The sequence below is a fragment of the Mesorhizobium sp. ISC25 genome (assembly GCF_042295465.1).
Taxonomy (GTDB): Bacteria; Pseudomonadota; Alphaproteobacteria; order Rhizobiales; family Rhizobiaceae; genus Mesorhizobium.
Genome location: NZ_CP135441.1, coordinates 4,840,419 through 4,852,343 on the forward strand (window position 1 = coordinate 4,840,419; position 11,925 = coordinate 4,852,343).

Annotated in this window: 9 protein-coding genes; 5 read left to right on the forward strand and 4 right to left on the reverse strand. The window is 60.5% G+C overall.

Annotation, left to right across the window (positions count from 1 at the left end; translation table 11 throughout):
• Nucleotides 1-10: 10 nt before the first annotated feature.
• The 5 genes from RQ479_RS23875 to RQ479_RS23895 all read left to right on the forward strand — a co-directional run bounded on the left by RQ479_RS23875 (nucleotide 11) and on the right by RQ479_RS23895 (nucleotide 4,721).
• Complete coding sequence (locus RQ479_RS23875; protein WP_128289637.1) at nucleotides 11-943, forward strand: electron transfer flavoprotein subunit alpha/FixB family protein; 933 nt, start codon at nucleotides 11-13, stop codon at nucleotides 941-943.
• A 28-nt stretch (nucleotides 944-971) separates the two neighbouring features.
• On the forward strand, nucleotides 972-1,856 hold the full coding sequence (gene purU / locus RQ479_RS23880; protein WP_128289638.1) for a formyltetrahydrofolate deformylase: 885 nt from the start codon (nucleotides 972-974) through the stop codon (nucleotides 1,854-1,856).
• A gap of 272 nt (nucleotides 1,857-2,128) precedes the next feature.
• Nucleotides 2,129-2,827: a CoA transferase subunit A gene (locus RQ479_RS23885; RefSeq protein ID WP_128289639.1), complete on the forward strand. Its 699-nt coding sequence runs from the start codon at nucleotides 2,129-2,131 to the stop codon at nucleotides 2,825-2,827.
• A 17-nt stretch (nucleotides 2,828-2,844) separates the two neighbouring features.
• On the forward strand, nucleotides 2,845-3,474 hold the full coding sequence (locus tag RQ479_RS23890; RefSeq protein WP_128289640.1) for a CoA transferase subunit B: 630 nt from the start codon (nucleotides 2,845-2,847) through the stop codon (nucleotides 3,472-3,474).
• A gap of 65 nt (nucleotides 3,475-3,539) precedes the next feature.
• Nucleotides 3,540-4,721, forward strand: coding sequence for an acetyl-CoA C-acetyltransferase (locus tag RQ479_RS23895; RefSeq protein ID WP_376702824.1), 1,182 nt, complete (start codon nucleotides 3,540-3,542; stop codon nucleotides 4,719-4,721).
• 832 nt (nucleotides 4,722-5,553) lie between these two features.
• Here the strand turns inward: RQ479_RS23895 and RQ479_RS23900 are convergent.
• The 4 genes from RQ479_RS23900 to RQ479_RS23915 are packed head-to-tail and all read right to left on the reverse strand — an operon-like array spanning nucleotide 5,554 to nucleotide 11,795.
• The gene (locus RQ479_RS23900; RefSeq protein ID WP_206622028.1) at nucleotides 5,554-6,402 is read right to left on the reverse strand and encodes a phosphoadenosine phosphosulfate reductase family protein; all 849 of its coding nucleotides are present in this window, start codon (nucleotides 6,400-6,402) and stop codon (nucleotides 5,554-5,556) included.
• Complete coding sequence (locus RQ479_RS23905; RefSeq protein WP_376702825.1) at nucleotides 6,399-9,845, reverse strand: hypothetical protein; 3,447 nt, start codon at nucleotides 9,843-9,845, stop codon at nucleotides 6,399-6,401. The genes RQ479_RS23900 and RQ479_RS23905 overlap by 4 nt, the downstream gene beginning before the upstream one ends.
• Nucleotides 9,737-10,672, reverse strand: a complete 936-nt coding sequence (locus tag RQ479_RS23910) for a DUF4007 family protein (RefSeq protein WP_128287772.1) — start codon at nucleotides 10,670-10,672, stop codon at nucleotides 9,737-9,739. Before RQ479_RS23910 ends, RQ479_RS23905 begins: the two co-directional genes overlap by 109 nt.
• Before the next feature lie 40 nt (nucleotides 10,673-10,712).
• Entirely contained in the window at nucleotides 10,713-11,795 is a 1,083-nt protein-coding gene (locus RQ479_RS23915; protein ID WP_245486528.1) for a cysteine desulfurase family protein, read from the reverse strand.
• Nucleotides 11,796-11,925: the final 130 nt, after the last annotated feature.

Genomic DNA, 11,925 nt, shown 5'->3' on the forward strand with positions numbered 1-11,925 from the left:
GTTAGACATCATGGCCATTCTTCTTCTGGCTGATCATGACAATGCCCACCTCTCCGACCAGACTGCCAAGGCGCTGACGGCAGCAACCAAGATCGGCGGCGACGTTCATGTGCTGGTCGCCGGCGCTGGCGTCAAGGCTGCAGCACAGCAAGCAGCAAAACTGGCCGGCGTCTCGAAGGTGCTGGTTGCCGAGGATTCAAGCCTTGCCAACAATCTGGCAGAACCGCTGGCGGCACTGATCGTTTCGCTGGCCGGTTCCTACGACACCATTATCGGAGCTGCCACCTCGGTCGGCAAGAACGTCATGCCGCGTGTGGCCGCGCTTCTCGATGTCGCCCAGGTTTCGGAAATCATCGAGGTGGTTTCACCAGACACCTTCAAGCGGCCGATCTATGCCGGCAATGCCATCCAGACAGTACAGGCGACCGACGCCAAGAAGGTCATCACCGTACGCACCGCCTCTTTTTCCCAAGCCTCCCAAGGCCCACTTGCTGCCGTCGAATTGATCTCGACGGCAGCTCTTTCTTCTAACCTTTCCGTTTTTGTTTCCGACGCGCTGTCGGCTTCCGACCGTCCGGAATTGACCTCGGCTAAGATCATCATCTCGGGCGGGCGTGCACTCGGTTCGGCGGAGAAGTTCAAGGAAGTCATCCTGCCGGTTGCCGACAAACTCGGCGCTGCCGTTGGCGCAAGCCGTGCGGCCGTCGATGCCGGTTATGCGCCGAACGACTGGCAGGTCGGTCAGACGGGCAAGGTGGTCGCCCCGCAGCTCTATATCGCCTGCGGTATCTCGGGTGCGATCCAGCACCTCGCCGGGATGAAGGATAGCAAGCTTATCGTCGCCATCAACAAGGACGAAGAGGCGCCGATCTTCCAGGTCGCCGACTATGGCCTTGTCGCCGATCTCTTCGAGGCACTACCGGAACTTGAAAAGGCGCTGTGACCGCACAGCGGTAATCCGTGGATTTGTTATGACAACATATGTTCTTACAGTGACGTGCAAGTCGACGCGCGGGATTGTGGCGGCGGTATCGAACTATCTCGCCGAACAGGGCTGCAACATCGTCGATTCCAGCCAGTTCGACGATCTCGATACCGGCATGTTCTTCATGCGTATCTCTTTCATGTCCGAAGAGCGCGTGGTCGAGGCGGCACTTGTGGAGGGCTTCAAGCCGGTCGCCGGCAAATTTGCGATGGTTGTCGAGATCCACGACAGCAAGAAGCGCATGAAGGTGCTTTTGATGGTCTCGCGCTTCGGCCATTGTCTCAACGACCTGCTCTACCGCTGGAAGATCGGCGCACTGCCGATCGATATCGTCGGCGTCGTCTCCAACCATTTCGAATACCAGAAGGTCGTGGTGAACCACGACATTCCCTTCCACCACATCAAGGTGAGCAAGGAGAACAAGCTGCAGGCTGAAGCCCAGATCCTCGACCTCGTCGAGCAGACCGGCACCGAATTGGTCGTGCTTGCCCGCTACATGCAGGTTCTTTCCGATGCCATGTGCAAGAAGATGTCGGGCCGCATCATCAACATCCACCACTCGTTCCTACCCTCGTTCAAGGGCGCCAACCCGTACAAGCAGGCCTATGAGCGCGGCGTGAAGCTGATCGGGGCGACGGCGCACTACGTCACCGCCGACCTCGACGAAGGTCCGATCATCGAGCAGGAGACCGCCCGCATCACGCATGCACAGTCGGCCGAAGACTATGTCTCGATCGGCCGCGATGTTGAGAGCCAGGTGCTGGCGCGGGCCATCCACGCCCATATCCACTGCCGCACCTTCCTCAACGGCAACCGTACCATCGTCTTCCCGGCAAGCCCCGGGAGCTACGCCTCGGAGAGAATGGGGTGAGACAGCGATCCTTGATCGAGCGGATATCGACCCGCCGTCCGTACTGCTGTGAAAAGCATAGTCGTCTCCTCTTGTAAGAGACGAACGCAAGAAACCGGCAGGGCGCACGGTCATGTCGCTGATAACTGGACAAGCCACTCACCTGGCACGTTAAACGCAAATGTACCAAGTCAGACTTGCCACGGTGCGATCGAAGCAGAGCTATCGGCAAAAAGATCACGGGAGATGCGTGTTGTGTTGGACCGTCACCAGACCTGAACCATGAGGAGACGATGAATAAGATTTACGAAAACGCGAATGCGGCGCTTGAGGGCGTATTATTCGACGGCATGTTCATCGCCGCGGGAGGCTTTGGCTTGTGCGGCATACCGCAGCTGTTGATTGAAGCGATTCGTGCGGCCGGCACCCGGGACCTGACTATCGCATCGAACAATTGTGGAGTTGATGACTTCGGCCTTGGCGTGCTCCTACAGACGAGACAGATCAGAAAGATGATTTCGTCTTACGTCGGCGAGAATGCAGAATTTACGCGGCAGTATCTCAGCGGGGAATTGGAGCTTGAATTCAATCCGCAGGGCACGCTCGCCGAGCGCATGCGGGCAGGGGGCGCGGGGATCGCCGGTTTCTACACCAAAACCGGCGTAGGCACTGTTATTGCAAGTGGCAAAGAACTGAAGGTCTTTGACGACCAAGTATATGTGCTCGAGACCGGCATCGTGGCGGATCTTTCCATCGTGAAGGCCTGGAAGGCGGACACATCGGGCAATCTCGTCTTCCGCAAGACTGCCCGCAACTTCAATCCGCCGGCCGCCACCTGCGGCAAGATCTGCGTGGCAGAGGTCGAGGAAATCCTGCCTGCCGGCAGCCTCGATCCCGATCAAATCCATCTGCCGGGGATCTATGTGCACCGGCTCATTCAGGGTCAGCACGAAAAACGCATCGAACAGCGCACGACGCGCGCGGCGGCTTGAGGGCAGGGGGAGACAAGATGGCCTGGGACAGGAACCAGATGGCAGCACGGGCTGCCCGCGAACTTCAAGACGGCACCTACGTCAATCTCGGCATCGGTATTCCAACACTGGTGGCCAATTACATTCCCGATGGTTTGCACGTGACGCTGCAGTCGGAAAACGGCCTGCTCGGCATTGGCCCGTTTCCGACCGAAGACAAGATTGACGCCGACCTGATCAACGCCGGCAAGCAGACGGTGACGGCGCTGCCGCACTCGGCCTTCTTCGATTCTGCTCAAAGCTTTGCGATGATCCGCGGCGGCAAAATCGCTATGGCAATCCTTGGCGCGATGGAAGTCGCCGAGAACGGTGACCTCGCCAACTGGATGATCCCCGGCAAGCTGGTCAAGGGTATGGGTGGGGCAATGGACCTGGTCGCCGGCGTCAAACGCCTCGTCATCGTCATGGACCACACCAACAAGGCAGGCGAGTCGAAAGTGCTGAAGGCCTGCACGCTGCCGCTGACCGGAAAGGGAGTCGTCAACCGGATCATCACAAACCTTGGTGTTCTCGACGTCGTCGACGGGGGGCTCAAGCTTGTGGAACTTGCCGATGGCGTGACTGACAGCGTGCTGCGCTCAGCAACCGAAGCCACGATCGTCAACTGACCCGGCCCATTTTTTGAGTCGAGGTAGAAACCTTGTCGGATCCAACCATCAACGGAGCAGCCGTCATGAGTACATCATCCATCGTCGTCGCCAGCGCCGCGCGCACGGCCGTCGGCTCCTTCAACGGCGCGTTTGCCGCAACGCCGGCGCATGAGCTCGGCGCCGCCGTCATCAAGGAACTTTTGTCGCGAGCAGGTGTCGAAGCCGCAGAGGTCGACGAGGTCATCCTCGGCCAGGTACTGACCGCGGCCCAGGGACAGAACCCGGCCCGCCAGGCCTCGATCAATGCCGGCCTGCCCAAGGAGACCACCGCCTGGGGCCTCAATCAGGTTTGCGGCTCGGGCCTGCGCGCCATTGCGCTCGGCATGCAGCAGATCGCCGCCGGCGACGCCAAGGTGATCATCGCCGGCGGCCAGGAATCGATGTCGCTTTCGACGCATGCCCAGCACCTGCGCGCCGGCGTCAAGATGGGCGACTTCAAGCTGATCGACACCATGATCAAGGACGGACTGTGGGATGCCTTCAACGGTTATCACATGGGCAACACGGCCGAGAACGTCGCGCGTCAGTTCCAGATCACCCGCGAAGACCAGGACCAATTCGCGCTTGCCTCGCAGAACAAGGCCGAGGCCGCGCAGAAGGCCGGCAAGTTCAAGGACGAGATCGTCGCCGTCACCCTCAAGGGCAGGAAGGGCGATACCATCGTCGACCAGGACGAATACATCCGCCACGGCGCCACGCTCGACTCCATGACCAAGCTGAAGCCGGCTTTCGACAAGGATGGCACGGTGACCGCCGCCAACGCCTCCGGCATCAATGACGGCGCCGCCGGCGCGTTGCTGATGAGCGAAGCGGAAGCCGCAAGGCGCGGCATCACCCCGCTGGCGCGCATCGTCTCCTGGGCAACCGCCGGCGTCGATCCGCAGATCATGGGCACCGGACCTATTCCCGCCTCGCGCAAGGCCTTGGAAAAGGCCGGCTGGTCGGTCGGCGATCTCGACCTGATCGAGGCCAACGAAGCCTTTGCAGCGCAAGCCTGCGCCGTCAACAAGGACATGGGCTGGGATCCTTCGATCGTCAACGTCAATGGCGGCGCCATCGCCATCGGCCATCCGATCGGCGCGTCCGGCGCCCGCGTCTTCAACACGCTGGTCTTCGAGATGCGCCGCGGAAGTGCGAAGAAAGGTCTTGCCACCCTATGCATCGGCGGCGGCATGGGCGTCGCCATGTGCGTGGAGGCGATGTGAGGGATGCCTACGGCCGCGTTCCGCCTATACGATGTCTCGCCAGGCTGTACTTGGGCGGCGCGGATGCTCAGATTGTGCGTGACCAAGCCTTGGTCGGATGCTGTTCTTTGCCAACTCAAGGAAACGCTATTCGCCTCCAACGTTCATTTGCAGCATCCGTCGCTCAATCAGATGCGGGTCGGGGCGTGCCGCGCACCTGACCAACACAATTCGGCAACAGTGAAGCATGTATGCGCTGTTAAATGCCGTCGACAAAGTTTATGTCGAAACTACTATCTATAAATGTGCAAACGTTCAATTTGTCCAAGTAAAAGGCTAAATGTAGTTGCATAAAAGCAACATCTAATTTATATATGTCTGAAAGAGCAACTTTGCACTTGCACAAATGCGCGCCACGGATAGCGTCGCGCTGAGCACTGCGATGTGGGTCCGTTTCGGTCGTCGGGGAAAAGATGGTCGTCAATCGACGTTTTTCCCGTTTGTGTTGAGAGGCACCAGGTTGAGGCCGCGAGACGGCTGCTAGTTCGCTTGCGAAAAGCAGCACATCGCCGTCCCTCCAAATCCATGTCTTCTTGCGCATCCCGGGTGGTCGAACGATCTGTTCAACTACTGCGAGGGGCTGGCGCAGAAAGGCCATTGGGTGGACCTTTGGGAACCGAGCCATTTGGAGGCGCGGCTCAGAGCTCGACCATACATCGCCGAAAGATTCGCTGATCTAGTTCGACGAGCAGAATGAGCTTTGCAGGCCGTCAGCCGGGACACTCGTGGATAGTCGGCGTGTACCAGCGATGCCTGACACCCCCTTTGGTCAGGCTGCTCCTAGGTCAACTGCTCACTTATGACAGATGACACAACCTGCCGCGGCCTCGTCGATTCCGTAGACGTCGTCGATCGTAGGCACAACATTGCCGGCGAGCGGGTTCACACGGCGCCGGGCTATAAGTCTGGCCCGGCGTTGTTCGAACTCGCGCTCTATCTCGTCCACCCGTGCCGGGGCGCTGAGCTCGTCTAGCCCCTCTCCCTGGCTCCAGGTGAAGGGTGAGCCGTGATCGCGGGCGGTCTTCTCATATCCCTTGGCCTCGTCAAACGCTTCCGGGTGCTCCCGCATCAAGCGCACCCACTCGATCTTTTGCTGGAAAAAGCAGAATGTGCAGCCCGAACGGGTCCGCCACCGATAGTACTCGGGTTCACCCAAGCCTGCGCTCTCGAGCGTTTCAATCACGCCGGCGCGACTGATGCCGTCCTCTCGCAGAGGGAAGTGCACCTGCATGTTGCCATGGGTCGCCTGATAGCCTTCGCGACTGGGTTCATCGGCCCGAATTGCCACGTAGGAATGCACGACAACCCCGGCATCTAGGTCCCCACGCAGCCAGTGCTCGAGCGGACGGAGCTTTAGCTGCCGTGTGCACCATCGGGTTTTCGGTGAGGGCAGGAAGTGATTGTATTCTTTGAGCCAGAAGTCGAAATCCCGATCTGGATTGAGCCGTGTAATGGGCTTGCCTAAGAACCCCTCGAGTTTGTCGAGGAATGAGTAGACCTCGGCCAGCTCCTTTCCGGTGTCGGTGAAGAAGTATTCGAGATCGAGCTCTGGCCGGGTCTGCCGCATATGGACGGCAAGGGCCGCGCTATCGCGACCCCCCGATATCCCAAGGATATGACGCTCACGCACCGCAGTCGTCATGCTGGTTCCAATCCCTTGCCTTCGGAAAGGCGTTCTACGATGCGCGCGAGAGCGGCAAGCTCCACGGCCGGCCTCATGCCCCTTTGGCGAAGCTGCGCCATCAGGTCGTCTGCCGCCATGTCTGCAGCCGCAAGCTCCTGCTCTGACACCTGGAAAGCGTGAAAGAGAGGCTTTTCCTTCGGGTCCAACCCGACCATGACCGAAATAGCCTGGGAGGTTGGCGAGCGGTCGCGAACAGCGGCAAATGTCTCTGCCTCGCGAAAGCGCAGGCAGAGTTTGGCCATTTCGAACATGGCCTGTTCTTGCTCGCGGTCGGACCAGTTACGCGGCGGCTTATGAACGAGCAGACTGGCCAATCCTTCAATGTCGCCGCCATTTCCCTCGAAAGCGCCGGCACGCATGATGAAGGCATCGACGCGCAACTCGGCCGACACGCCCGAGGCGGTAGAAGACCGTGGCCCTATTCCCTCAAATGTCTTCGGGTCGACCCCAAGATGCTCGGCCAGGCTCGTGCGGAGTGTCTCCAGCATTTTTGGATAGGCGTGTTCGGCCTTGTTCAGGGCGGCCACCACGGTGACCCCCGGATCGGGCTCTCCCTCAAGGGCCGACGCGAGGTCCGAAAACAGCAGCGCTTCAGGGTCGCTGGCTTTCAACACAATGTCCCTAACCTTACGAACTTTTTCGGCCAGCGTCTGAGTGCGCTGCGCCCAAAGCGGAAGAGCATGAAAGCGCTGATAGAGCGCCGATGCGACCGGAAGGGCCTTCGCTTCAACGGGGCTTGCCCCGGTCGAAAGAAGTGCGGCGAGCTGCTGGACGAACGCGTCATCCCGCTTGGAGCGCGAAATTCGGCGGAACTCGATGGCTGCAGGGTCCTGCAGAATCCGGTCGGCTACGATATCGTCGATGGCGGGCTGGAAAACGCCGTCGACATAGACCGCGACCGCATTTCTGTGCGCCAGCAGATAGGACAATACCAGCACCGGCATAACGCCGCGCTTTATGCCATATGGTCGAGCGGCCCAGGTGTCGAAGAGTTCGGCCAGGTTGACCCGCTTCTCACCCAGCACCGTCCAGGCAGGCCTCAGTGTCTTGCCCGCCCCGCCATCGGCGGGATCGGCGAAGCGCCACACGCCCTTATCGTCCTGCCGATGCAGCCCCAACGGCCGAACAATCGTCAGATAGAGCCCGCGCTCGACCGGGAAGTTCTCGATCCCGAGGTCTGCAACATCCGACTTCGAAACCATGGCATGCATCAAGGTCCTCAGGCCTGCCATTGCAGCAGTCGAGGGCTTATCACGATAGAGCAGTTCCGATTGGATGACGGGTGCGCTGCTGAAAGCAGCCGTTGCCAGGGCCGACGCCAAGACGGTCAGTTCCCTACCATCGAGTTTCTTGCCGGCTGCATCCTTTGCGCTGTCACCGAATGCCCACCAGCGGGCCGAAGTGAAGGCCTTCAGCAAGTCGCTGCGAACGACTTCAGCGATCAACGATTTGCGGGCCGACAATTCTCGGCGGGCAATCCGATCACCCTCGAGCTGCGGATGCGTCTCTTCGATGCGATCCAAGGCATAGAGGTCGCTCGCATGATCCCTTAGCAGATAGACCTGCTCGCTGGCGGCCACGCCGGCCAAGACGCCCAGGTTTTCCAATTCGATGCTGAGCTGTTTGGCAGCGACCTTGACCGGCGCTTCAAAGCTTCGCGCATCGGGCAACAGCATAACAAGAAGACCAGCCGACCGCCGCTTCGTCTTGGCCAACGAGGCGGCGGTCCTTTTAGCCCACGCAGCGGGACTTTGTGGGCTCTCGTCGGCAAACTGAATGACGACATCGAATGTGCGCAATGCACCGGTCGCGAAGTAGTGGCTCTTCGCCGCGATCGGTCCCACGCCGAGCCGTGACGGCAAATCTGCCAGGACATCGGCGTCGAGTTTCAGCGCGACCTTGGAGATGGCCTCGTCGAGATCGAAATCGCTGCCGGCAAAAAGGGCATATCCACCAAGCCGCGGCTGCCGAATGAGGATCGCCCGGTTGACCAGTTCGTCTATGGCCGCCGTTACGTCGGCCTTTGTTGCTTCTGGTGCGCAAAGAGAGAGGATGTCGTCGGCAACAGCCAGTCCAGAGCCGTTCCTGAACAGCTCGATGACTGCTGCAGCCTTGGCAAGCTTGGCAACTAGCGGGCCGTACAGTGCAGCTTTCTCCACGGCCTCCATGGCCAGCGTCATCCGATTGCTTTCAGGACCAACGGAAAGGGCGCTGCCGAAATTGGCGACCAGGTAGTCCCAAAGCTGATCCGGTCCATACCAGGCGTTTCCGTCGACATCGTTCCGCGCCAAGTGGGCCTGAAATCCGTTCGGTTCCGAGGATGACAGAAAACCGAAAACGCTCCGCTCATTTTGTGCGAACCGCTGCCGAGATACCGGCCCCAGCAACAGCGCCGAGACCGGGTGCAATGGCCATGTTTGGGTGAGGATTTCCGTCAACGCCGCGACATCGACCGGCCGACGATGCGAAATCGCTGCCGCGGTGAGGCCAGCGATCGCTTTGGCGCTTGCCGGAGCTTGGTCGCCGCCAATGGCGCGAGCGATGAGCGCCGCGACCTCGTCGGCCTGCGCGACGAAGGGCACGTTCTGGTACCGACCCTGAACTTTTGCCCATTCGTTCCGACCAGTCCGGCTCAGCCGGTTGGCATACTGCTCAAACGACTGATGCAGGATGCCGACAACCACCAGCCGACCGTCAGAGCGTGCTGCTCGCTCGGCGAGATCCTGCAAAATATGCACGTCGCCGGCAGAACTCGTCGCATGCTCGAGGAACTTGCCGAGCTCGTCGATGACGATCAGCAATCCTCCCTTTTGACGAGCACGCACTTCCAATTGGTCGATAAGTGCTCGTTCGTCGCCCGCTGCATCCCGCGTCGCCTGAGCCCATTCAAATTGCTCTGCGGCCGCGTCCGCCAAGGCGCCCGCCAGGCTCGTGCGCCGGCCGGTCAGTGCAAGCACATCCCACGAGCGGCCTCGCCCAGGAAACGCGGAGGAAAACTGCTCCGCCAAATCTTGCCCAACTATCCCTTCGGCGAGAGCGCGCTGCTTCTTGTTGCCGGCGACCAGATTGGCAACAAGCAGCGCCGCACAAGATTTACCGCCGCCGTACGGGCCGGTCCAAGTGAACGCGAACTGCGACCCTTCGGCGATCCCCGCCAGCATGGCCACCAGCGACTTGCGGACGCTCGCCTGCAACACGTACCCGGTGAGCGGCGGCGTTCCGTTGAGATCGGTGTCGATCCGAGCGGACAGCGCGAACCGGCGTTCGACCTTTACGATGTCGGCGAGCTTGGTCATGCCGCTCTCCGCCCACGGTAACCGGCTTTGACGAGGTCGATCTCGTCGATTTCCTCGAGACGGCCAGCCAGAGCGACCTGACGGAGGCCCGCCGTATCGGTCCACACCATTTTCCCGCCGGTGGCGTCCCCGATGCTCATCAGGCGTGCGACCAGGCTATCCTCGTCCAGCTTGAAGACACGCCCGGGGGAGCCGGGGTCATACTGCACCTGCTCCACCGAGAGGGTGGGGGACAGCGAGTGATGACGCTCCCAGAACTGCTTCAGCACGAGCGCAAATATGCTGTCTTCCAGGGAGGGCTTCTGCCCGCGGACGAATTCGAGCTGCCCGGTCGAGCGCTGCTCGCGCAGCAGGCCGAGTTCGACGAGCAGCGGTTCTGCCGCGTCTTCCCCTGCGTCTGAGTGACGGGGCGCGTAGCTGCGCACGAACACTTCCACGTCGCGCTTGAGGGTCTCGGCGGTTGCTCTCGCGGTTGCGCGCGCTTCAACGATGGCCGCCATGGCTTTCACGAGATCGTCTCGGGTAAAGGCAATCTGATTGAGCAGGTTGAAGGCGTAATAGAACGTCGTTGCCGCGTGCGGCTCACTCACGAGGTGGGCATGCATCAACCACAGGGTGGATGGATGCTCGAGATAGGGGTCGAGCCCGGTGCCGTCCGCGAAGATCAGCCGCCCGAGGGGGGTGGCATGAAGATGGGTGGGTCCGTCGGCCAGGATCTTCGTTGCCAACGCCCAATGACGCATCGAGAGCGCCATATTCTTGCCGACGCCGAAGGTAGCGATTGCACTCTGTTCCTGAAATGTTCTACGATCGACTCCGTCCGGGCCGGATGCATGGTCGAACGCCTTCTTCAGCCAGAGAAGCCGGAGCGAGAAGGTCTCGTGGCCCGAAACGCGAATCGCGGTGGCCGGATCGTAAAGGTCGTTCAACATGGGAGCGGATGCTACTGGAGACCTCCGCCAGCAGCAATCCCTAGCGGCTCACTATTTCCGAAAGCACGACTGCCGCGTCCGTGGCTTCCGTTTCCGTATTGTAGCGGGAGAAGTACAGTCGGACAGTTTCCGAAGCCTCCTGATGAGTAAATCCCATCCCAAGAAGGACGTGCGATGCAGTGATCTGCCCGCTCGTGCAAGCTGATCCTTCGGAAATCGAGATACGATCGCCGGCCTTCGCTATCATTGACATTGCTTCATTGCCCGGAAATCTCAGACTCAGGCTCCCGGGTACCCGTTGCAGCGCGGAAACATTTTCGATGAATTGTACCTGCCTCCCGCGCAACTCTTCGAGGAAGAGAGCCGATAGCCGCCCTGAATGGGCGGCGTCCGGTGCGAGCCGCGTCCTGGAGACCTTGGCGGCCGCGCCAAACCCGACCACGAGCGGCGTCGGTACGGTTCCAGGGCGAACGCCAGCCTCCTGACCGCCACCGAACAACACCGGCAACGGCCGGATTGGAGCGGCAGATGATATGAACAGCGCACCGATGCCCATTGGACCGTACATTTTGTGCGACGATAGGCTCGCTAAATCGAACTCCGCAAAGTCCAAAGGCAGCTTGCCGGCCCCCTGTGCAGCATCGACATGCACGAGCGCCCCCGCCGCACGGGCAATACGAACGACATCGGCGAGCGGTTGGATGGATCCCACCTCGTTGTTGACCGCCATCACAGACACCAAGAGCGTCTCGGTGCCGACCAACCGTTCGAGAGCTGAAATATCGACGATGCCGTTCACATCAACCGGCGCTTCGATGATGCGGAAGCCGGCACTCCGCAGCGAACTCGCGGACGACAGCACACTCTTGTGCTCGATGGCCGATACGACAATGTCACGCCGCCCGATGCCACGTTCAAGCGCGGCGAGAGCAATGCCCCTTATCGCGATGTTGTTTGCCTCGGTCGCCCCGGACGTGAAGACGAGTTCCTGTGGATCAGAGCCGATGAGGGACGCGAGTTCCGAGCGCGCAGTCTCAACGGCCTGTGACGCCAACATACCGCTCAGGTGAGGTGAGTGCGGATTTCCGACCTGAGCATGCCACCAAGGTGCCATCGCTTCCATCGCCTCTGGCGCCAATGGTGTTGTCGAGTGACCGTCAAGATATATCGGCATGGGCGCGTGTGACTCTGTCTTCGGATCAAGCTCAACCTTATCCGGGACGGGAAAAACTCGAAATCGGCCCCACGGTCGA

Coding starts and splice junctions, on each gene's coding strand:
- RQ479_RS23875 (WP_128289637.1), top strand. CDS start 11: ATGGCCATTCTTCTTCTGGCTGATCATGACAATGCCCACCTCTCCGAC.
- purU (WP_128289638.1), top strand. CDS start 972: ATGACAACATATGTTCTTACAGTGACGTGCAAGTCGACGCGCGGGATT.
- RQ479_RS23885 (WP_128289639.1), top strand. CDS start 2,129: ATGAATAAGATTTACGAAAACGCGAATGCGGCGCTTGAGGGCGTATTA.
- RQ479_RS23890 (WP_128289640.1), top strand. CDS start 2,845: ATGGCCTGGGACAGGAACCAGATGGCAGCACGGGCTGCCCGCGAACTT.
- RQ479_RS23895 (WP_376702824.1), top strand. CDS start 3,540: ATGAGTACATCATCCATCGTCGTCGCCAGCGCCGCGCGCACGGCCGTC.
- RQ479_RS23900 (WP_206622028.1), bottom strand. CDS start 6,402: ATGACGACTGCGGTGCGTGAGCGTCATATCCTTGGGATATCGGGGGGT.
- RQ479_RS23910 (WP_128287772.1), bottom strand. CDS start 10,672: ATGTTGAACGACCTTTACGATCCGGCCACCGCGATTCGCGTTTCGGGC.
- RQ479_RS23915 (WP_245486528.1), bottom strand. CDS start 11,795: ATGGAAGCGATGGCACCTTGGTGGCATGCTCAGGTCGGAAATCCGCAC.